At 63.1% G+C, this 20,574-nt stretch carries 25 protein-coding genes, 1 pseudogene and 1 riboswitch; of the genes and pseudogenes, 14 read left to right on the top strand and 12 right to left on the bottom strand.

The annotated features are described in order from the left end of the window. Positions 1–140 precede the first annotated feature (140 nt). Positions 141–1,181, bottom strand: coding sequence for a zinc-dependent alcohol dehydrogenase family protein (locus AC07Y0_RS13020; RefSeq protein WP_498677853.1), 1,041 nt, complete (start codon positions 1,179–1,181; stop codon positions 141–143). Positions 1,182–1,327: 146 nt separating this feature from the next. Between AC07Y0_RS13020 and AC07Y0_RS13015 the strand changes: the two genes are divergently transcribed. The 10 genes and pseudogenes from AC07Y0_RS13015 to AC07Y0_RS12970 all read left to right on the top strand — a co-directional run bounded on the left by AC07Y0_RS13015 (position 1,328) and on the right by AC07Y0_RS12970 (position 10,740). Beyond that, positions 1,328–2,209 (top strand): branched-chain amino acid aminotransferase, encoded by an 882-nt coding sequence (locus AC07Y0_RS13015; RefSeq protein ID WP_498677850.1) that lies wholly within the window; start codon positions 1,328–1,330, stop codon positions 2,207–2,209. Between the two features lie 301 nt (positions 2,210–2,510). Continuing rightward, on the top strand, positions 2,511–3,638 hold the full coding sequence (locus tag AC07Y0_RS13010) for an NAD(P)/FAD-dependent oxidoreductase (protein WP_498677848.1): 1,128 nt from the start codon (positions 2,511–2,513) through the stop codon (positions 3,636–3,638). 94 nt (positions 3,639–3,732) lie between these two features. After that, positions 3,733–5,841, top strand: coding sequence for a S9 family peptidase (locus AC07Y0_RS13005; protein WP_498677846.1), 2,109 nt, complete (start codon positions 3,733–3,735; stop codon positions 5,839–5,841). 97 nt (positions 5,842–5,938) lie between these two features. Continuing rightward, a complete protein-coding gene (locus AC07Y0_RS13000; RefSeq protein WP_498677844.1) occupies positions 5,939–6,460 on the top strand; it encodes a DUF1697 domain-containing protein in 522 nt (173 codons plus the stop codon). A gap of 282 nt (positions 6,461–6,742) precedes the next feature. After that, the gene (locus tag AC07Y0_RS12995) at positions 6,743–7,771 is read left to right on the top strand and encodes a class I SAM-dependent methyltransferase (RefSeq protein ID WP_498677843.1); all 1,029 of its coding nucleotides are present in this window, start codon (positions 6,743–6,745) and stop codon (positions 7,769–7,771) included. Further along, positions 7,768–8,388, top strand: a complete 621-nt coding sequence (locus AC07Y0_RS12990; RefSeq protein ID WP_498677842.1) for a LysE family translocator — start codon at positions 7,768–7,770, stop codon at positions 8,386–8,388. Before AC07Y0_RS12995 ends, AC07Y0_RS12990 begins: the two co-directional genes overlap by 4 nt. 134 nt (positions 8,389–8,522) lie before the next feature. Next, positions 8,523–8,657, top strand: a pseudogene (locus AC07Y0_RS12985) (DUF1697 domain-containing protein); the annotation flags it as partial. Positions 8,658–8,853: 196 nt separating this feature from the next. Next, positions 8,854–9,564, top strand: a complete 711-nt coding sequence (locus AC07Y0_RS12980) for a hypothetical protein (protein WP_498677839.1) — start codon at positions 8,854–8,856, stop codon at positions 9,562–9,564. A 158-nt stretch (positions 9,565–9,722) separates the two neighbouring features. After that, positions 9,723–10,280 (top strand): hypothetical protein, encoded by a 558-nt coding sequence (locus AC07Y0_RS12975; protein WP_498677837.1) that lies wholly within the window; start codon positions 9,723–9,725, stop codon positions 10,278–10,280. Positions 10,281–10,425: 145 nt separating this feature from the next. Next, on the top strand, positions 10,426–10,740 hold the full coding sequence (locus AC07Y0_RS12970) for a hypothetical protein (RefSeq protein ID WP_498677835.1): 315 nt from the start codon (positions 10,426–10,428) through the stop codon (positions 10,738–10,740). 94 nt (positions 10,741–10,834) lie between these two features. Here AC07Y0_RS12970 and AC07Y0_RS12965 read toward each other — a convergent pair whose 3' ends face one another. Further along, positions 10,835–11,548, bottom strand: coding sequence for a cation efflux transmembrane domain-containing protein (locus AC07Y0_RS12965; RefSeq protein ID WP_498677833.1), 714 nt, complete (start codon positions 11,546–11,548; stop codon positions 10,835–10,837). An 86-nt stretch (positions 11,549–11,634) separates the two neighbouring features. Here AC07Y0_RS12965 and AC07Y0_RS12960 point away from each other — a divergent pair, with 86 nt between their 5' ends. Next, the gene (locus AC07Y0_RS12960) at positions 11,635–12,048 is read left to right on the top strand and encodes a MerR family transcriptional regulator (protein WP_498677831.1); all 414 of its coding nucleotides are present in this window, start codon (positions 11,635–11,637) and stop codon (positions 12,046–12,048) included. Positions 12,049–12,062: 14 nt separating this feature from the next. Continuing rightward, positions 12,063–12,521: a cupin domain-containing protein gene (locus tag AC07Y0_RS12955; RefSeq protein ID WP_498677829.1), complete on the top strand. Its 459-nt coding sequence runs from the start codon at positions 12,063–12,065 to the stop codon at positions 12,519–12,521. Between the two features lie 17 nt (positions 12,522–12,538). Here AC07Y0_RS12955 and AC07Y0_RS12950 read toward each other — a convergent pair whose 3' ends face one another. Further along, a complete protein-coding gene (locus AC07Y0_RS12950; protein WP_498677826.1) occupies positions 12,539–14,074 on the bottom strand; it encodes a cryptochrome/photolyase family protein in 1,536 nt (511 codons plus the stop codon). A 238-nt stretch (positions 14,075–14,312) separates the two neighbouring features. Between AC07Y0_RS12950 and AC07Y0_RS12945 the strand changes: the two genes are divergently transcribed. Continuing rightward, positions 14,313–14,801 carry a GNAT family N-acetyltransferase gene (locus AC07Y0_RS12945; protein ID WP_498677825.1) on the top strand — a complete coding sequence of 163 codons (489 nt, stop codon included), beginning with the start codon at positions 14,313–14,315 and terminating at the stop codon, positions 14,799–14,801. Between the two features lie 43 nt (positions 14,802–14,844). Further along, on the top strand, positions 14,845–15,411 hold the full coding sequence (locus AC07Y0_RS12940) for a DJ-1/PfpI family protein (protein WP_498677823.1): 567 nt from the start codon (positions 14,845–14,847) through the stop codon (positions 15,409–15,411). Positions 15,412–15,420: 9 nt separating this feature from the next. Here AC07Y0_RS12940 and AC07Y0_RS12935 read toward each other — a convergent pair whose 3' ends face one another. From AC07Y0_RS12935 to AC07Y0_RS12895, 9 genes are all read right to left on the bottom strand, one after another. Then, the gene (locus AC07Y0_RS12935) at positions 15,421–15,699 is read right to left on the bottom strand and encodes a hypothetical protein (RefSeq protein ID WP_498677821.1); all 279 of its coding nucleotides are present in this window, start codon (positions 15,697–15,699) and stop codon (positions 15,421–15,423) included. A gap of 6 nt (positions 15,700–15,705) precedes the next feature. Further along, on the bottom strand, positions 15,706–16,449 hold the full coding sequence (locus AC07Y0_RS12930) for a CbtA family protein (RefSeq protein ID WP_498677819.1): 744 nt from the start codon (positions 16,447–16,449) through the stop codon (positions 15,706–15,708). Between the two features lie 11 nt (positions 16,450–16,460). Continuing rightward, positions 16,461–16,637: a CbtB domain-containing protein gene (locus tag AC07Y0_RS12925; protein ID WP_498677817.1), complete on the bottom strand. Its 177-nt coding sequence runs from the start codon at positions 16,635–16,637 to the stop codon at positions 16,461–16,463. Positions 16,638–16,765: 128 nt separating this feature from the next. Then, a riboswitch (cobalamin riboswitch) is annotated at positions 16,766–16,980 on the bottom strand. A 72-nt stretch (positions 16,981–17,052) separates the two neighbouring features. Beyond that, the gene (locus AC07Y0_RS12920; protein WP_498677815.1) at positions 17,053–17,277 is read right to left on the bottom strand and encodes a hypothetical protein; all 225 of its coding nucleotides are present in this window, start codon (positions 17,275–17,277) and stop codon (positions 17,053–17,055) included. Between the two features lie 114 nt (positions 17,278–17,391). Further along, positions 17,392–17,730: a type II toxin-antitoxin system HicB family antitoxin gene (locus tag AC07Y0_RS12915; protein WP_498677813.1), complete on the bottom strand. Its 339-nt coding sequence runs from the start codon at positions 17,728–17,730 to the stop codon at positions 17,392–17,394. Beyond that, complete coding sequence (locus AC07Y0_RS12910) at positions 17,727–17,981, bottom strand: type II toxin-antitoxin system HicA family toxin (RefSeq protein ID WP_498677809.1); 255 nt, start codon at positions 17,979–17,981, stop codon at positions 17,727–17,729. Before AC07Y0_RS12910 ends, AC07Y0_RS12915 begins: the two co-directional genes overlap by 4 nt. Before the next feature lie 201 nt (positions 17,982–18,182). Continuing rightward, positions 18,183–19,100: a c-type cytochrome gene (locus AC07Y0_RS12905; protein ID WP_498677805.1), complete on the bottom strand. Its 918-nt coding sequence runs from the start codon at positions 19,098–19,100 to the stop codon at positions 18,183–18,185. A gap of 101 nt (positions 19,101–19,201) precedes the next feature. Continuing rightward, positions 19,202–19,645 (bottom strand): c-type cytochrome, encoded by a 444-nt coding sequence (locus AC07Y0_RS12900; RefSeq protein WP_498677803.1) that lies wholly within the window; start codon positions 19,643–19,645, stop codon positions 19,202–19,204. Positions 19,646–19,811: 166 nt separating this feature from the next. Continuing rightward, positions 19,812–20,447 (bottom strand): LysE family translocator, encoded by a 636-nt coding sequence (locus tag AC07Y0_RS12895; protein WP_498677802.1) that lies wholly within the window; start codon positions 20,445–20,447, stop codon positions 19,812–19,814. Between the last annotated feature and the right edge of the window lie 127 nt (positions 20,448–20,574).

Below are 20,574 nucleotides of genomic sequence, written 5' to 3'. Positions count from 1 at the left end.
AATTGCAGGTGAGGGGGTGTGTCTGCACCACTATGCCTTCCCCCTCACCAACAAAATCTACGACTTGGCTCCGCCAAGATCGTGTTTTTGTAACCTCTCCCACAAGGGGAGAGGTGGGGCGTGTGACTGGCTCGGCCCCCTCAGAACCGCGTGATCACGCTGATGCCGAGGTCAGTCGCCCGGTCCATGGCGACGAGTGCGGGCACGGCCTCTTCCAGTGAGATTTCCCGGCCGATCAGCCGTTTCGGGTCGAGCTTGCCGGCAGCCGTCATGCCGAGCATCGCGTCGTAGCGCCAGGCCTGCATGCCGTGGCTGCCGTAGATCTCCAGCTCGTGGCCGATCACCTGCGCCATCGGGATCTGCGGCGTCGCATGCGCGCCGAGCATCAGGCCGACCTGCACGTGGCGGCCGCGGCGGCGCAGATTCTGGATCGAGTTGAAGCAGGTGACGGGCGAGCCGAGCGCATCGATCGAGACATGGGCGCCGCCATTCGTGATCTCGCGCACCGCGCCGGCGACATCGTCGGTCTCGCGCGCGTTGATCGCGGCGACCGCCCCGAGCTTTCGGGCGAAGGCGAGCTTCTCCGCCGATATGTCGATCGCGATCGGATGGGCGCCAAGCGCTGCGGCGATCATGATCGCCGAGAGCCCGACGCCGCCGCAGCCGTGCACCGCCACCCATTCGCCGCCCTTGACCCGCGCCTGGTCGGCGACCGCGCGGAAGGAGGTGGCAAAGCGGCAGCCGAGGCTGGCGGCGGTGGCGAAATCCATCTCGTCCGGCAGGTGGACGAGGTTCTGGTCGGCATAGTCGATCGCCACGTATTCGGCGAACGAGCCCCAATGGGTGAAGCCCGGCTGGAACTGCGCCTCGCAGACCTGCTGGTTGCCGGAGCGGCATTCGCCGCAGCGGCCGCAGCCGGAGACGAAGGGCACGGTCACCCGGTCGCCGACCTTGTAGCGCATCACCCCGCGGCCGGTCGCAGCGATCACGCCGGCGAGCTCGTGCCCCGGCACATGCGGCAGGCGGATGTCGGGGTCGTGGCCCATCCAGCCGTGCCAGTCGCTGCGGCAGAGCCCGGACGCCTCGACCTTGATGACGACTCCGTTCTCCGTCGGCGTCGGGTCGGGTACGACCCGGATCTCCGGCGTCTTCTCGAAGGCCTCGTAGTACATGGCTCTCATCGGTCGTCTCCCACGCAGATTTGGCCGCAACCTACCGCAGGGTACGGCGATTGGGGTATGAGAATTTTTGATCGACTTATTCACCCCAGTGCTGCTTTTTCCGGATAAAGCGGAGGGAGCGAAATACAGGAAACGAGGAGAAGCCGATGGCTGTCGATACTTCCGCCCGCACCACCACCTGGACCTATGTCGATGGAGAATGGATCTCGGGCAATCCGCCGCTGATCGGCCCCGTCTCGCATGCCATGTGGCTGGGCTCGACCGTGTTCGACGGTGCGCGCTGGTTCGACGGCATCGCGCCGGATCTCGACGCCCACTGCCGCCGCGTCAACCGCTCGGCGGCCAATATGGGCATGAAGGCGACCGTTTCGGCCGAGGAGATCGAGCGGCTGACCTGGGAAGGCATCAAGAAGTTCGACGGCAGGACGGCAATCTACATCAAGCCGATGTACTGGGCCGAACACGGCCAGGCGGGCTCGGTCGTCGCCCCCGATCCGGCCTCGACCCGCTTTGCGCTCTGCCTGTTCGAGGCGCCGATGCACACCGCAAAACCGCATTCGCTGACGCTCTCGCCCTATCGCCGGCCAACCCCGGAATGCGCCATGACCGACGCCAAGACCGGCAGCCTCTACCCGAATTCCGGCCGCATGATCGTCGAGGCGCGTGCCCGCGGCTTCGACAACGCGCTGGTGCGCGACATGAACGGCAATATCGCCGAGACTGCCTCCTCGAACGTCTTCATGGTGAAGGACGGCGTGGTCTTCACGCCGGCCGCCAACCGCACCTTCCTCGCCGGCATCACCCGCGCCCGGGTGATCGGGCTTCTGCGCGAGGCGGGCTACGAGGTGCGCGAAGTCACGCTGTCGATCGAGGACTTCATGGACGCCGACGAGATCTTCACCTCGGGCAACTATTCCAAAGTCGCGCCGGTCAACAGGCTCGACAGCCGCGAACTGCAGGAGGGCCCGGTCGCCCGCAAGGCGCTGGAACTCTACATGGACTGGGCACGCAGCACCCGGGTCGGCTGACGCTCCGTCTGCCGACGTTCCCTTACAATACGATTGCCGGGTGTCGCGGCCTCTGTCGCGCACCTCTTCTCCCCAGCGGGGAGAAGTGCCGAGCGAATGCGAGGCGATGAGGGGGCCGAGTGCGCGGCCATCAAGTGGCTTCGCCCCCCTCATCCGGCGCTACGCGCCACCTTCTCCCCGACGGGGAGAAGAGTTCCCGCCACCTGCGCCTTCCCATCTCCCCACCTGCGGCGAAGCGCCTCTTTCCATAATAGTGAAATATTCATACATATGAAGGAACGTTGTTTCGCTGGAGGCCGCCATGGCCCTTATCACCGTTCTCGGCTCCGGTTTCGGGGCGCTCACCACCATCCGTGAACTGCGCCGCAACGGCGTCGAGGATGAAATCACGGTGATCTCGCCACGCGACGAGCTGCATTACCTGCCGAGCTCGATCTGGCTGCCGGCCGGCCTGCGCAAGGGCGCCGAGCTGAAGATCCCGCTGGCCAATTTCTTCGCGGAACATCGCGTGCGCCACGTCAAGGCCTCGGTCACCGGGCTTTCCGCCGATGGCCGGGTGGTGAAGACCGAGACCGCCGAGTTTCGCAACGACCAGCTGGTGATCGCCACCGGCGCACGCTTTATCCGCAAGCTGCCCGGCATCGAACATGCGCTGATCCCCTGCGAGGGGATCGCCGTCGGCGAGGAGATCGCCCGCCGGCTTGAGGCCATGACGGGCGGCACGATCGCCGTCGGTTTTGCCACCAACCCCAACGAACAGGGCGCCGTGCGCGGCGGGCCGATGTTCGAATTTCTCTTCATCATCGACAGCCTCTTGCGCCGCCAGGCAAGGCGCGAGCGCTTCAAGCTGATCTTCTTCAATCCGTCGCCGAGGCCCGGCCAGCGGCTCGGCGACAAGGCGGTCGACGGCCTGTTGCAGGAAATGGCCAGGCGCGGCATCGAGACGAGGCTTGGCCACAAGATGGTCCGGCTCGACGCCGACAAGGTGGTGACCGAGGGCGGCGAATTTGCCGCCGATCTGATCCTCTTCATGCCGGGCCTCACCGGCCCCGCATGGCTCGCCAATGCCGACCTGCCGCTGTCGCCGGGCGGCATGATCGCGGCCGATGAAAAATGCAGGGTCAAGGATCGTGACGGCGTCTGGGTGGTCGGCGACAGCGGCAGCTTTCCCGGCCCCGACTGGCTGCCGAAACAGGCGCACCAGGCCGACCTCCAGGCCAAGGCCGCGGCAAGGAACATCGCCGCGGTGCTGAAGGGCAGGGCGCCGGACACCGATTTCAAGGCGGAACTGATCTGCATCGTCGACATGCTCGACACGGCCATGCTGGTCTATCGCAGCGAGACGCGCAGCTTCCTCGGGCCGAAGATGAAGATCTTCCACTGGCTGAAGCGCTATTTCGAGCGCCATTACCTGCGCGTCTATCGTTAGTATCCTCAACGCGATTGCGGCTTGATCGGATGCCGCAGCCTCTCTATCTCTCGAAGGATCGTTTCCGATTTCCTCGAAGAAGGAAGGCCTCCCCTTGTCCGTTTTCGCCAATTTGCCGAAGCCCGCCGTCGCGCCGAAAAAGCCCGTCTCCGATACCCGCCACGGCATCACCCGCACCGACGACTATGCCTGGATGCGCGCCGAAAACTGGCAGGCCATGTTCAAGGACCCGACCCTGCTCGACGCGGAGCTGCGCCGCCATCTCGAGGCCGAGAACGCCTATATGGAAGCGGCCATGGCCGACACGAAAGAGCTGCGGAAACAGCTCTTCGCCGAGATGAAGGGCCGCATCAAGGAAGACGACAGTTCGATCCCGATGAAGGACGGCCCCTTCGCCTATGGCACCGCCTTCGTCACCGGCGGCGAGCAGCCGCGCTATTTCCGCATTCCCCGCGATGCCGACCACAAGGACGAGAGCCAGCGCCATCTGCTGCTCGACGGCGACAAGGAAGCCACCGGCAAGGACTATTTCCGCCTCGCCGGCATCGACCACACGACCGACCATGCCTTGGGTCTCTGGGGCTATGACGACAAGGGCTCTGAATACTTCACCCTGCGCATCCGCGATCTCTCGACCGGCGAGGATCTTCCCGACGTGATCGAGAACACCGGCGGCGGCGGCGCCTGGGCGCCGGACGGCAAGAGCTTCTTCTATACGCTGCAGGACGAGAACCACCGCCCCTCCAAGGTCTTCCACCACGTGGTCGGCCAGCCGCAATCGGAAGACCGGCTGGTCTACGAGGAGAAGGATCCGGGCTATTTCATGGGCGTCGGCGGTTCGCTGCTCGACGATTTCATCTATCTCGACATCCACGACCACGAGACCTCGGAATACCGCATCCTCTCGACCAAGGATTTGACCGCCGAGCCCATGCTGGTTGCCGAGCGGGTCGAGGGCATCGAATATTCGCTGACCGAGGGCGGCGACGTCTTCTACATCCTCACCAATGACGGCGACGCCAAGGACTTCAAGATCGTCGAAACCCCGGTGACGGCACCTGGCAAGGAAAACTGGAAGGAAGTGGTCGCCCACGTTCCGGGCCGCCTGATCCTCAACCACATGGCCTTCGCCCGCCATCTCATCTGGCTGCAGCGCCGCAACGGCCTGCCGGAAATCATGATCCGCGACCGGGTGAGCGGCGAGGAGCATTCGATCGCCTTTGCCGAGGAAGCCTATGCACTCGGCCTCCAGGGCGCTGCCGAATACGACACCGACGTCATCCGCTTCTCCTATTCGTCGATGACGACGCCCACCCAGCTCTTCGATTACAACATGGCGACCCGCGAGCGCGTTCTGCTGAAGACCCAGGAAGTGCCCTCGGGCCATAATCCCGACGACTATGTCACCCGCCGCGTCTTTGCGCCGTCCCATGACGGAGTGGACGTGCCCGTCACGCTGCTCTACCGCAAGGACACGCCCCTCGACGGCTCGGCCCCCTGCCTGCTTTATGGCTACGGCGCCTATGGCATCTCGATCGCCGCCGGCTTCAACACCAATTGCCTGTCGCTCGCCGACCGCGGCTTCGTCTATGCCATCGCCCATATCCGCGGCGGCAAGGACAAGGGTTTTGCATGGTACGAAGACGGCAAGATGGAAAAGAAGGAAAACACCTTCAAGGACTTCATCGCTGCCGCCGACCATCTGGTGAAGCAAGGCTTCACGTCTCACGACCGCATCATCGCCGAAGGCGGCTCGGCCGGCGGCATGCTGATGGGCGCGGTCGCCAACATGGCGCCGGAAAAATTCGCCGGCATCATCGCCGCCGTGCCCTTCGTCGATGTGCTGAACACCATGCTCGACGACACGCTGCCGCTCACCCCGCCGGAATGGGGCGAGTGGGGCAATCCGATCGAGTCGCTCGAGGAATACAACTGGATCGCCGCCTACAGCCCTTACGACAATGTCGGGCAAAAGCCCTATCCGCCGATCCTCGCACTCTCCGGCCTCACCGACCCGCGCGTGACCTATTGGGAACCGACCAAGTGGATCGCCAGGCTGCGCGAAAAGGCCCCCGACGCCGGCCCCTATCTGCTCAAGACCAACATGGCCGCCGGCCACGGCGGCAAGTCCGGCCGCTTCCAGCGCCTGGAGGAGATCGCCTTCGAATATGCGTTTGCGGTGAAGGTGGCGGGCAAGATGTGAGGGGGCGTTCGTTTCTCTGAGCCATTGCCCCTCCACCGTCTCGCGCTAAGTCTGTAACGGCGGCGGCGCGCCGCCTTCCGCCCGGAGAGGAGAGACGATGCCCGCCTATGTCGCCCTGATCCGCGCCGTCAATGTCGGCGGCACCGGGAAACTGCCGATGGCGGAGCTGAAGGCGCTCGCCGAAGGCCTCGGCTTCGCCGAGGTCTCCACCTATATCCAGTCCGGCAACCTGATCTTCCGCGACGGCGACGACCCGGCGGTGATCGCCGCGCGGCTCGACGCGGCGCTCGGCGCCCGCCTCGGCAAGGCCCCCGGCGTCTTCGTCCGCACGCCGGCGGAACTCAGGGCCGTCCTCGACGGCAATCCCTTCGCGGCAATGGCGCCGGAGCGCGTGCTCGTCAGCTTCTTCGGCGAGCCGCCCGGCGACGACGCCCTGCACGGTTTCCTCGCCCCCGACGGCGAGGAGGCGGTGGTGCGCGGCCGGGAAATCTACGTGTACTACCCGATCGGCTCCGGCCGCTCGAAGATCAAGCTCCCGGCGCTGAAGGCCGGCACCTCGCGCAACATCAACACCGTCGCCCGGCTCGCCGAAACTGCAGGCGGGATCGAGGGGAGGTGAGCGTCTTTGCCCGCATGGTGGTTCCAGCGGCTCGAAGAGATTGCGTCTGGATTTGCGTTGCGGTGAAGGTTGCGGACAAGATGTGAAAGGGGCGGAATGACATTCGCTGGAGAACGAGACTATCCGTACAGACGGCGGACGAAGGCGCACTACCGTCTCTGTAGACACGGGGGTGCAGCGAGAACGCTCTGAACGCACCGGAAATCTTGTTCCGTCATTTTTCTTGCACGCTATGGTGCTAAATAATATGTGCGTACAATCGAAAATTCGACGGGATACCCAATGGAAAGCAATCAGAGTTTCGTCATGGAATGTGATCGCGCCCCTCGCCTGAATGAGATGGCAGATTTCTTTTCTACGACAGCGGGCGGCAGATCAGGGGCCCCCTTGAAGATGCCGGACGTCGATCGCCGCCTTTTCCAAGGTGATCGATCCCTAGCAGAATTTATAGACGCGCATCGTCTCCTTTGGGGGAACTTTGATCCCCACTATTTCAGCAGCATCCCCTACCGCTTGGAGGAGGAGGCAAGGCTCGGCGATGCCATGTTCCGGTATGGAATGAACATCGCGCGACCCGATCAGCCGGCGAATTTCTATGTGTTGGGTTCAGCGGAAGGTACATTTGCCCGAACGCTCGCTCAGGCTGGCGGAGGCTGCATTCGAACACTCTCATGCAGTCCAAACAAAGAAAATGAAGAGAGTTTCTATTCCTATGGCGTGCCCCCATTTGCGGAGTTCTTTCTTGGCCCATTTCACCACCTGACCAAACAGGTCATTCGCGCGAGTGATCGTTTGCGACACTTTGACTCCGGATTTGACATCATTCTGGAAGACACCACCTTCCAGATGTACTCACCCAATCGATCCGCTCAGATTCAATTCGTCAAAGGGCACCTCAAGGACGATGGAATTATGATCTTCGTTGAGAAATTCCGCCAGGACGATGAGAACGAATATCTGCGGCGAGAGTTGCAGAAAGATTACGGCTATAAATCACGTTTTTTCACTTCGTCTGAAATCGAGAGCAAGAACGCCGCAATTCTCAAACGCATGAATCAGAACGAGAACACGATATCCGCGATGAGCGTCGCGCTGGCTGAGCATTTCAAGTATTCGTACATCACGTGGAATAGCGGAAATTTTTGCACAATTGCGGCGGGCAATAGCGCTCAAAACCTCTCCCGCTACATATCCTCTATGCTTCCCCCCTGTATTCCGAATGAGTATGTATATACGAGCACGCCTCTGTCACTTCTCCGTTCTGCTATCCCTGATCTGCAATTTCGAACCTACCAGACAAATGCCGCATGACATTCTCGGTTTGGATTTCGTTCGCACTATTGACAGCACTTCAGACCGCCAGCCCTGGGCCGGCGGTCTCACTGCTGATATCGACAGGTTTGCGAAGCGGTATTGCTGCCACCTTGGCGTTGATCCCCGGCATTTTCCTGGGGGATCTGGCTCTAATCGCCGTAGCATTTGCGTTGACCACCACGCTCTTCTCCGTTTCCGAAGCAGTCTTCGATGGAATTAGAATAATTGGGGGAGCTTACCTTCTATTCCTGGGTATCAAGACCATAGTCGGTGTTCGTTCTGCGTTGACGGAAAATGAGAAAGCAGAGGAATCGAGAAAGACTTTCAATCAGGGTTTTTTCACGTCCATCCTCAATCCTAAAGGTCTCTTGTATTTTTCAACATTTTTGCCGCAATTTATCTCACCTGAAGGATCGTATGATATTCAATTCGCCGTTCTCGGGGCGACCTTTTTGGTGGTCGGGCTGATCACCGATACATTTTACGCAGTTACTTCGTCATACGGGAGACGATATTTGACTCTTCCGATACGAGGAGGCCTGATCGTCGTTGCGGGCACTTCGCTGCTCCTGACCGGTGCTTACGTCTTTTTGAAATACTTTGAAATACTATGAGGGTAACATCCGGAGGCGTCGACCTGCGCTCCTGATGGTCCGAGTTAGAAACTAGTGTTGTCCATGTTCTGTCCCTGCCTGGGCCGGATTGCAGAATCATATGGGGTCGCTCGGTTGAGGCTGTTCACAGATGCGAGATCTACGTGTACTCCCCGATCGGCTCCGGCCGCTCGAAGATCAAGCTTCCGGCGCTGAAGGCCGGCACCTCGCGCAACATCAACACCGTCGCCCGGCTCGCCGAAACTGCAGGCGGGATCGAGGGGAGGTGAGGGTGGAGCGTGCGGTCGGCTTTGCCGGAACGGCGCCCCCTCAAGGACGGCCGTGCTGTATTGGACGACATATTCTCGAGCATGTCCGCAGATTTTCAAGAATACAGCCGGTTTTCAGGGCTTACTCTCTTCACCAGATGGCACTACCAGTATCTGCATATTGTCGTTCCTTTCGCCTTCTCGTGGATAGAGCTTTATGCGTACAAAGAACCGGGTACTCCTTCTGGGCTCCCTCGCGTCGGTCGTCATTTACCTGATCTGGCTCACGTTCTTTGCCTTTCCCGATGTCACGGTACGCTATCGCATCGATGCCGATTTCGAGGTCGATGGCAGTCCTGCCCGGGCATCTGCCGTCTGGGAGGTCATCTACAAGTCGCACCCGACCATGAAAGGCAGTTGGAAAGGCATCACAACTGACGTGCGGGCTGATGCCGCCATGGCCAGCTTGGCGAACGACCATCTTCTGCTCGTTAGCGTCGACAGCGATGACCTCAATTACTATCGTTATCAGATTAAAGACTGGAACTATGCCAACCTCATTCCGCTCAAGCTCCTCCATCTCGAACGGGCGGGCGATCGGGAGACCATCGACGCGCTGAGGAAGGCCGCCTCCGAGCGCCGGACAATGTCGTTCGGGCTGGAACTCTTGCCGAGACTCTGGATCCTGCCTGACCCCAAAGACCCTACGACGCTCTATGAACCAGAGGTCTGCGATCAACAGGCTCAGTGCCCAGTCAGAATTGTAGGAGGCACAATCACGTTCGTCAGAGACCGCCAATACACCGACATAACCTCAACCTTTCCATGGCTTGCAGTTCAGCAAGCCCTTTGGACCAAGGCGCAAATCGAAAAGGCCCCGGCAGGAACGAGGCATCCCGCAACGAACATGTTCACCAGGAGACTTTGATGATTTCTGTACAGGACGCCGCGCGCTCTGTACACGCGGCAGGGCGCTGAAGCCAAAGAACCGAGGAATCTCCCGGTGCGAGGTACCTGTCGGTTTCGCGACCCTCACCGATCTTGCATAATCCAGCATCAAGAACCAGCCGAGGGGAGAGGCCGGGCATGTCGACGATCATTCCACTTCTGGCGCTCGGCGCGGTCGTCGTGGTGCTCGTTGCCGCGATCCAGTCGATGCGCCGGCCGAAGGGGGCGTGGCGGTCGCCCTATCCGCTGATCGACGCCTCCGAGGAAGAGATGGCGCGCCGTGCGGCGGAGTTGCGTGACCGGCTCTCTCGCGCCCCTTTCGGCGAGGCGCGCGCAACGGCGCTGTGGCGCAAGCTAGCCTCGGGCGGCGAGGGCGAGGGGCTGATCGTCGAATTCCACCGCGACTTCTGCGGCCAGGGGCTGATCCGCCGCGCCGGCGGCGTCGTGCTCTGCGACGTCTTCGACGGCGGTGGACATACCGGCGATCCCATCGCCGGCTGGGATGACCAAACGGGCTTCGTCGCCTTCTTCGCGCGCCAGTCCGACTTCTCCTGCAGCGGTTGGGACGAGAGCCAACCGGTCTTCCACTCGGGCGATCCCTGGTATCGCAACAATCAGCGGATCACCGCGGCCGTCATCGATTCCTTTGTCGCCCGTGGCAGGCCGCCGGGCACCCCTTCTGCGCGCAAAATGTGATTTCCGTCACGAAGCAGCGTCACGGGCGGCGTGAATTGTCAAGCAGGCGAGGGGCGCAATTGCCCGGATGCTGCAGCGCGGCGCAAGCTTCGCGCAAGTTTCGATGGTTAATGAATGGTTAACGATTGGAACGAGAGTGTCTGCCATGCGGATCGATAGCGGCCTTAGCGGCTATTCATACCAGAGCCGGTACATACCGAGCGCGACGGAAAACGAAGACGCTTCGGCTGATGCCGCAACGGTCGCCAAGCCGCGCGGCAGCGGGAACAGCGCCTTCAGCAGCACGCTCCTGTCGTCCAACCTGGCAACGGCGCTGTGGATCGTCGAAGGCGGCCGCAAGGCGTCCGCAAGCCTCCAACCCGATCTCACCTCGGTTGCCGATGATGCAGCCGTTCCCTCGGTCGCCGAGAAGGTCGAAGCTCTCTACCGCGAATACGAACTGACAGGCGACGACGGCTGAGCGGCGAAGGCAGGTTTCGTCGGCATGAACAAGGGCGCCATGGGCGCCCTTTCTCGTTGTCGTCGCCAGGCTGGCGCGGCCGAAACCTCGTCTGTCAATGGGCGTGATCGTGATGATGGCTGCCGGCCGTGCGGTGGGCGTCGGCGCTGCACGACGTGCAGCCTTCCTCGGCCTTCCTGGCCAGAGCCTCCGCGCCGCCCGCCTTCCACTCGTGCCAGGACTGCCAGAGGATCTGGCCTGAGGAATTGAGGAACAGGCCGGCCATGATGAACGCGACGGCAAGGTCGGGCCAGGCGGTCGCCGTTCCCCAGACGCCGATGGCGGCGATCATGACGATGACATTGCCGATCGCGTCGTTGCGCGAGCACAGCCAGACCGAGCGCACATTGGCGTCGCCGTCCTTGTAGTTCATCAGGAGAAGGACGCTGGTGACATTGGCGGCCAGCGCCATGAAGCCGATCACGCCCATCACCGGCGCCTCAGGCATGCCGTCGTAGAATACCCGCCAGACGGTCGAGCCGAACACCCAGAGCCCCATCAGGAACAGGCTGATGCCCTTGGCGGCGGCGGCCGTGCTGCGCACCTTCAGCGACGCGCCGATCACGGCAAAGGAAATGCCGTAGGTCACGGCGTCGGCGAAGAAGTCGAGCGCGTCGGCCTGCAGCGCCTGTGAGCGGGCGAGCTGGCCCGCCGTCATCTCGACGAGGAACATGGCCGCGTTGATGGCGATCACCAGCCAGAGCCGGCGCTTGTAGGTGTCGGACATGCCGTCGAAGGGGGCGTGCTCGTGGCCGTGGCTGGCGCTCATTTGGTCTTTTCCTTTTCGTCTTGCTCTCGTTCGACGTCTTACCTAATCTCTATAGCGACTAGAGGTTCAAGGGGGTATTTCAGAAAATGTACGCGATCGGCGAACTTTCCCGCCGCGCCGGCGTCAAGGTGCCGACCATCCGTTATTACGAACAGATGGGGCTGATCGCCGCGCCGGACAGGTCGGAGGGCAACCAGCGGCGCTACGAGCGCGCCGATCTGGAGCGCCTGACCTTCATCCGCCATGCCCGCGATCTCGGCTTCCCGATCGAGGCGATCCGTGAGCTTCTGGCGCTGAGCCGCCATCCCGACGAACCCTGCGAACGCGCCGACCACATCGCCCGCGAGCAGCTGGTGGAGGTACGCGAGAAGATCGCCCGGCTGCAGAAGCTGGAGCACGAGCTGGACCGCATCGTGTCCCATTGCGGCAACCACACCGTCGGCGACTGCTATGTCATCCGGGCGCTGTCCGACCACGGCCTGTGCGACCACGAGCATTGAGGGGGGGAGAACCGATGCCGGTCATCAGGCAGCAGGACACGCCGCTGGAAGAAGGCAAGGCTCAAGGGATCAATGCCGAGCTCGGCGCCTATACGGCACGGCTCCTGTCTGACGCCGGCGGCCTCACCCAGTTCGGCGCCTTCGTCGAGACCCTGCCGCCCGGCTCCTTCTCCGCGCACAAACACTGGCACGAGCGGGAGGACGAATTCGTCTATGTTCTCTCCGGCACCGTCACGCTGAACGAGGGCGACAGGCTGACCGAGATGCGGCCCGGCGATGCCGCGACCTTCAAGGCCGGCGTTCCGGTCGGCCACCGGCTGGAAAATTGCTCCGACGCCGATGCCACCTATCTCGTGGTCGGCACCCGCTCGCCGGACGACGTGGTGCATTACACCGACAGGGATATTCTGCTCACCAAGGTGAACTTCGAAAAGACCCTGACTGACCGGGCCGGCAATCCGGTCAGCCGTTAGGCCAGCGGAAAACGGTCCTACAGCGTGTCCTTCTCCAGCAGTGTGAGACAGTCCTCGGCTCGGTTCAGCAGAGCCGTCTTCTTGCCCTCGTCCATCCGCCGCCAGCCGGCGAGGATATTGGCCATGCGATGATTGCCGCGGAGCTTGTCCTCGTTGACGGCGATGAAGCGCCAATAAAGCGAGTTGAACGGGCAGGCGTTTTCGCCGGTGCTGTCCTTCACGTCATAGGAACAGCCGCCGCAGAAATTGCTCATGCGGTCGATATATTTGCCGCTCGCCGCATAGGGTTTGCTGGCCATCAGCCCGCCGTCGGCGTAGAGCGCCATGCCCAGCGTATTGGGCAGCTCCACCCATTCATAGGCATCGGCATAGACGGCGAGATACCATTCGCAGACCGCCTCGACCGACAGCCCGGCGATGAGGGCGAAATTGCCGGTCACCATCAGCCGCTGGATATGATGGGAATAGGCATGCTCGATCGTGTCTTGAACGGCCGACGCCATGCAGCGCATCTTGGTCCCGCCGCTCCAGTAGAGGGCCGGCAAGAGACGATGCGCATCAAGCGCGTTGCGGCCGGCATAGTCGGGCATGAAGCGCCAGTAGATGCCGCGCACATATTCCCGCCAGCCGAGGATCTGGCGGATGAAGCCTTCGACTGCGTTGAGCGGCGCCGCGCCCTCGTGATAGGCGCGCTCGGCCCGGCGGATCACGTCGATCGGCAGGAGCAGGCCGGCATTGAGATAGGCGGCGATCATCGAGTGGAAGAGATACGGCTCGCCCACCACCATGGCGTCCTGCCAGTCGCCGAAGGACGGCAGGATCTCGGTGACGAACTGCTCGAACTCAGCCTCGGCCTCTCTCGCCGTCACCGCGAAATGAAAGGGCCGCAACCGGCCGATGTGATCGGAAAATCGCGCCTCGACCAGGTCCAGGACCTCGCTGGTGATCGCATCATGCCGCCATGAAAGGCGTCGCGGGCCTTTCAGCCCCTTGGGCGGCGACTTGCGGTTTTCCTTGTCGAAGTTCCACTGCCCGCCCTCAGGCTGGTCGCCTCGCATCAGCACGCCGAAATGCCGGCGCATGTCGCGGTAGAAATATTCCATGCGCAGTTCCCGGCGGCGATCGGCCCAGCGCCCGAAGCCGGCGCGCGTGATGAGGAAACGGTCGTCCTCGCGAATCTCGACCGGCACGCCGAGCTTCCCCTGCCACCCGCGCATCTCCTCCATCAGCCGGTATTCGCCGGGCTCGGTGACCACCAGACCCTCCGCGCCGGTTTCGGCCAGCGCCTGTTCCACTTCGCCCAGCAGCGACTGTCCGTTGTCCGGGTCGTCCAGCCTGACGTAGCGCACGGCAAATCCGCGCTCCCGCAATTCCTCGGCGAAGTGCCGCATCGCGGAAAACAGGAAGGCGATCTTCTTCTGATGGTGGCGCACATAGCTCGCCTCCGCCATGACCTCGGCCATCAGCACGATCGAGCCCTGCGGGCTGGCGTCCCGCAGGGCGGAGAGGGAATCGGAAAGCTGGTCGCCGAGAACGAGGTGAAGCAGGGTCATGAACGGGAAACGTCATGCGCGTTCAGCCGGATCACTCCGCCTTGACAATCGATTGAAATCGGCGCATTGAAGCCGCCATGATCATCGCACGCGCACCCATCTCCTGCACGTATTTTTGGGCCTACCGGTAACCGGCGGCTCGACAGATCATCATGTCAACAGGCCGCCGTCAGGCGGCCTTGTTGTTTTCCAGGACAAAAGCTCTCCCTGACGGCGCAAACGAAAAAGGGAAGCGAATATGACCGAAGATACCGATATCACCCTGCCGCGACCGCCCGTCGTGGTCATCCGCGCTGCCAAACCCCATGACCTGCCCGAACTGAACGGCATGATCGCGGCGCTCGCCCTGCACCATGGCGACGCCTCGGCGATGACGCCGGAAAAGCTCGAGCGCGATCTGTTCGGCCCGCTGCCGTGGATCACCGCGCTGGTCGCCGACGGTGGCGAGGGCCTGATCGGCTACGCCATCCTCGTGCCGCTCTACAGGGCCGAGGAAGGCAAGCGCGGCATGGACCTGCATCATCTCTACGTGCGCGACGGCCAGCGCGGCAACGGCATCGGCCAGCACCTCGTCGCCCGCGCGCGGGAGCTTGCCCGCCAGTCGGGTTGCGACTACCTTTCGGTCAGTGCCGCGACCGGCAATTTCGCCGCCCATCGCTTCTACGAACACATGGATTTCGTGCCGCGTCCGGTCACCGGCATGCGCTACATGCAGGCACTGTCCTGAGCGCGACCGCGCTTGGCTTTTTCGTTTCCAAGGAGAATTGCCCATGCCCCGCATCGCCGTCGCCCTGCAATCCGATTTCGCCGACTGGGAGCCCGCGCTCCTGATGGCCGCCGCCCGCTATTATCTCGGCTGTGAGGTACTGACCGCCTCGCCGGACGGCCAGCCCGTCGTCTCGATGGGCGGCCTCAAGGTCACGCCGGACATCGGCTTTGCCGAGATCGACCCTCAGCGCTTCGATGCCCTGGTGATCCCCGGCGGCTATGCCTGGGAAAAGGGCCAGGCCTTCGATTTCACCGAACTGGCAAGGGGTTTCCGGGCCGAGAACAAGGTCGTCGCCGGCATCTGCGCTGCGGCGAGCGCCCTTGCCGCCACCGGTGTGCTCGACGATGTCGCCCATACCGGCAATTCACTCGCCTCGCACGGCAAGTATCCCGGCTATCACGGGGCGGACCACTATCGCGACCAGCCGCAGGCCGTCTCCGACAGGGGCATCGTCACCGCACCCGGATCGGCGCCCGATACCTTTGCGACCGAGGTGCTGAAGGCGCTCGACCTGTGGACGCCGGAGGCCGAAACCGAACTCTCGGCCTTTGCCGCCGAGCACCGCTGATCTCGGGTCTCAAGGCTTCAGCGCCCGGCGGATGTCGCGGCTGTTGAGATTGAAGGCCTGGCCGGCGGCCGGACCGCGCGCCGCTTTTGCGGCAGCGGCCGCGTCAAAGGCGGCGTGATGGCTGGAAAACCACGCGAGGCAGTCTTCGACGCTCGGCGTGGGATTTTCGGTCAGGCTGCGAAAGGCGAGCCGGTGGACGAAGCATCGGCTGCCGGACGGCCGATGGAAAAAGACCAGCGCATCGAGATCGATGCGCCAGTCGAATTCGGGGCAGGGGGTGCCTGCCATGGGGCCTCAGGCTTCGAAACGGCGGCGCAGGTGGCCGCTGAGCGAACCGAGCAGCGCCCAGAACAGAAGGCTGGTCAGCGTGGCGATGACGACGAAGCGGTGCGACATCGCCTCCGGTGCCAGAGCCTGTTCGCCCTCCGCCGGAACCGGTGCGCCGATGACGTGCGGGAAGGCGATCAGCACGATGGCCAAGGCCGCAGCCCAGGGCTTGCGCTGGAAGAACAGCAGCGCCAGACCGGCCGCCGTCGACAGCGCCGTTCCCACCCACCAGACCTGACGCTCGAAGAGCGGTGCGGCGGGCGTTCCCGGAAGTTCCGGATGCAGGCCGAAGCCCGGTGCGAGCATCACCACGACGAAGCCGCACAGGCCCCAGATGAGGCCGCTCCGCCAGTCGCTGTGGCGGCCGGAGATCTGCATCAGCCCGTTCAGCACCAGCGCGAAGCCGATGGCCGTCAGGATGTTGGCGGCGAGCGTATAGGCGGTGCGTTCGATGCCGTCGGCGGGTGCCCAGGCATCGGCGCTGTGATGGTCGTGCGCTTCGGTGGCGGCTGCGTCATGGTCGTGGGCAATACCCGCGTCATGATCATGGGCCGCGCCGGGCCCGGGGCTCACGGCCGTTTCCCCGGTTTCATAGACTTCGGCCGCCAGGATGAGCGGCGTCGTTCCAAGAAATTGCGCGAGTGTCACCACCGTCCCGACGATCAGCCCGACCAGCACCGAAGTGAAGACGAGCGAGCGAAAGAGAGACATGGGTGCTCCCCTCAATGGCAGGGGAAGGCGTTGGCGTGGCGCGCGTCGTGGGCGGCGTTGTGCACCACTTCCATCGGCGAAAAACCGACGAAGCCGACGACGAAGAGGCCGAAGAAGACGCTGAGCAGCGCCGGCGCGATGCGGCCGGCGACGGACGAGGTGGATGCGGTGATGGTGTTGACGGACATGGTTCCCTCCGAACAAGTGGCGATGGATATCGACGGCCGGAGGAGGAGAAAACGGGGACAAAGGGACGGCTGCGGATCGACGATCCAGGCCGCGCAATCTCCCTGTCTTCCGGACAACCCCGCCCGGCAGGCGACGACAGATGATGGCAGGTCTCCTGGCTTGCGGGTCATGACACCTTGGACAGCCTTCCCGGATCGTCTCCAGTGGCCATGTCGTCCAGGCGTTCGCCGCTCACAGTTGCGGGGGCAGCCACGAATCGAGCCCCGTCAGGGTCGTCCCTATCGTGTTCCCTATTAATCCCCGAAGCGCCGCTTCTGGGGAACCATCGCGGACACTATCGCGGCGGCGGACGGCCATGTCAATAACGGCGGACGGATCGCGGCGGGAGAATTCGTCGTCCTGGCCGCTGCCGGCTCAGTGCCGGACCGGCGGATGCTGCGACCATTGCTGCAGCGTCGTCTTGATCAGCACCAGGGCGGCCTGCTGCGCATGATCGCGCTCGCGCGGATCGACGATATTGGAAAGCCGCTTCTCGAAGGCCTGCACCGTCTCGTCCACCCAGCGATGCAGGGCGGGATCCGGATAACTGTCGAGCAGCGAGCGGAGCGCGCTTTCCATTCGCCGGCGTTCGATGCTCATGCTGCAGTCCTTGACTGTTGTGACGAAACGCACTCTGGCGGGGCAGGCTTGCGCGATGCTGGAGGGGGCGGGGGGAGCTACAGTTCTGCCGGCCACAATCTGGCCAGGAAACGCCTAAGCGGTTTCCTCTGCCGCCTTGGAGAGCGCTTCCTCGGCCCATTGATTGAGGCTCTTGCCGGAGAGTTCGGCTGCCTTTGCGGCGCGCGCATGCACGTCGGGATCAACGCGAAACATCATCTTACCGGAATAGGACTTGTGAGGCTCGCGTCCGAGCGTGCGGCACGTCTCGACATAGTCGTCCACGGCCTCGTGGAAGGCCCGCTTGAGTTCGTCGACGCTCTCGCCGTGAAATCCGACGACATCGGCGATGCCGGCGATGTTGCCGAAGAAGATCTCATCCTCTGCGTCGAAGGCGATGCGAGCCGAGAAACCCTTGTAGGTCATCACATTCATGGTCTCACTCCAAGGTCTTCGAGGAAGCGTCGTGCATCGCGTATCTGGTAGCGCTTCGCTTCTTTTTCCGGGTGTGGCCGATGGAAGAAGGCCAGGCGTCCGTCCTTTTCGAACCGAACGCGGGACCCGTTGCCTTCGATCACCACACATCCCAGCGCGATCAACAGGCTTTCGACGTCCGCCCAGGCGATGGAGCCTGACACCGGATCGTTGAAGATCGAATGCAGCGTCTTCCTCTGCCGACTGTTCATCAACAAACCTTAAATCATGCTAGCGCTTTCTGCAATCACATCGCGAGCAGATCGGCCTTTAGATTGGCGACCCCCGCCCCTCATCCGCCTGCCGGCACCTTCTGCCCGTTTTGATGGGGAGAAGGTCAGGGTGAGGGGCAAAGCCCCACAGTTTGGCCCCACTAGGCTCGCCGTGAAGGGCGCAACCTGTATGCCCAACGCTCACTTCACCGCCGGCACGGCCTTCAGATAGGCGGCGATCGCCTCGCGGTCGGTGGCGGAAAGCTCGGCCAGGTTCTTCTGCACCTCGACCATCGCGCCGCCGACGCTGTCGAAGTCGGGGGTGAAGCCGGTCTCGAGATAGGAGGCGATGTCGCCTCGCGACCAGGCGCCGATGCTCTTCGAGCCGGGGGTGATGTTGGGGATGGTGCCCTGACCTTCCGGGTTCGGCCCGCCGGCCAGCCACTGGCCGGCCTTGAAACCGCCGAGCATGTCGCGCGGCGTATGGCATTCGCCGCAATGGCCGGGGCCCTCGACCAGATACTGGCCGAGCTTGACCTGGTCGTCGGCATTGGCGAGTTCGACGCGCGGTGCATCGGTGAAATAGAGGAATTTCCAGCCACCGAGCGAAAGCCGGATGTTGAACGGGAAGGGCAGTTCGTGTGCGGGCGCTACCGCCTCGCTCGCCGGCAGCGTCTTCATGAAGCCGTAAAGGTCGTTGATGTCCTTCGGCGCCATGCGGGCATAGGAGCCGTAGGGGAAGGACGGATAGAGATGCTCGCCGTCGCGGCCGACCCCGCGCGTCATCGCATCACCGAATTCAGCCAGCGTCCAGGCGCCGATGCCGGCGGTCGGAGAGGAAGAGATGTTCGGCGCATGGAACGTGCCGAACGGGCTCTTGAGCGGCGCGCCGCCGGACAGCACGAGCCGGGCATCGCCCTCGGACTTTGCCGCCGCATGGCAACTGGTGCAACCGCCGGCAAAGAAGATGCGCCGGCCGTTTTCGAGGTCCGGCTGGCCGAGATCGGCCCAGACGGAAGCGTCCTGGCGCTCAGGTGCGGTGACAATGAGGAAGCCCGCGCCGCCGACCATGCCGAGCGCCACCAGCGCGCCCAGTCGTTTCAGCCATTTCGATGCCATGGCGGCCTCCAACCTCGATGTCTTCTGCTTGCGGATACGCGGCGCCGGCTGTCCTCACGGCAAATGCGAGGGGCCGGCGCCGGTGGATCGTCCCGTCGGTCTTACTTCTTCAGGCGGTAGGTCTCGTGACAGCTCGAGCAGGCCGCGCCGACGGCCTTCATCACGGCGCCGGTGCTGGCCTCGTCGGTCGGCATGGCGGCGAGCTGGGCTTCGGCCACCTTGGTCAGTTCCGCGGCCTTGGCCTTGAAGTCATCCATGTTTTCCCAGATCTTCGGGCTCGCTTCGGAGTCCATGCCGACTTCCGAGCCGGCCGGGAAATGGTTGGGGAAGTCCTTGCCGGCTTCGGCCATGGTGGTGAGCGAAGCCTTGACGACCTCCGCGTCGAAGGGCTTTTCGCCCTTGACGATCGCGCCGATGGCGCCCATCGCGCCGCCGACCTTCTTCATCATCTCCTGGCGCACGACCTGCGGCTCGTCGGCGGCGATCGCGGCGGTCAGGCCCAGTCCGGTGACGATGGCGGCAGCCAGGACAAGTTTGAGCTTCATCGGGTATCTCCATTATGGCGTGCCGGGCGGACCGGCGGTTGGATGGCAAGAATGCGCCCGAGGATGTTTGCAAAATTGTGCGACAGGAATGAAGTCACATTCAGGTGAAGTTGCGGCCTTCGTCCAATTATTTGATAAACATCACGAATTGCCGGGTTTGTCGGGTTCAGGCTTTGGCCAGCCCGTGCCACAGCGTGAGCGCGGCTGCGGCGATCAGGAGCCCGCCCGCCGCCCGTCCGACCCAGATCGTCGCCGTCGGATTGCCGGTGAGCGTCGCCCGCGCCCGGTCGGCGGCGAGCGCCACGCCGCCATAGACGAGCGCCTGCGTGACGATGGTCATCAATCCCAGAACCAGCCCCTGCAGCCAGATCGGCCCGTAAACGGGCTTCAGGAACTGCGGATAGACGGCAATGACGAACAGATAGGCCTTGGGGTTCAACAGGCAGGTGGCGACGGCGCGGCGGAAGGTCTGCCACAGCGCGCCCTTGTCCATCCGCTCGACCGTATCGACGGTGATCGCGCTTCTGACCAGCGTCCAGCCGATCCAGATCATGTAGAGCGCGCCGGCGATCAGGATCGGGGTGAAGAGTTTTGGCGCAAGCGCCAGCAAAAGCCCGGTGCCGAGCGTGCCGTAGAGCGTGTGCACCACGCCGCCCGTCATCATGCCGGAGGTGGCGACCAGCCCGGCGCGCCGTCCGCCCGAAAGCGAGCTCACCAGGACATAGAGCATGTCCATGCCGGGAACGATGATGATGCCGGCGATCAGCACCACGAAAAGCCAGAGATTGTCGGCATAGCTCATGTCAGTATCCTTCGTCGTCGTGAAAGGTGGTGGCGCATTTTCTCGCGGAAAATCAGCCGGTATGATCTTTCCTTAAGCAAGGCCAACTGACATGCTTGTGTCAGTAGCGTTTCCGGCGGGAGGCAAA

This window comes from Allorhizobium sp. GW101-3B10, from assembly GCF_059424725.1.
The sequence above is the reverse complement of the archived record's forward strand: the minus strand, read 5'-3'. Positions and strand labels throughout refer to the sequence as shown.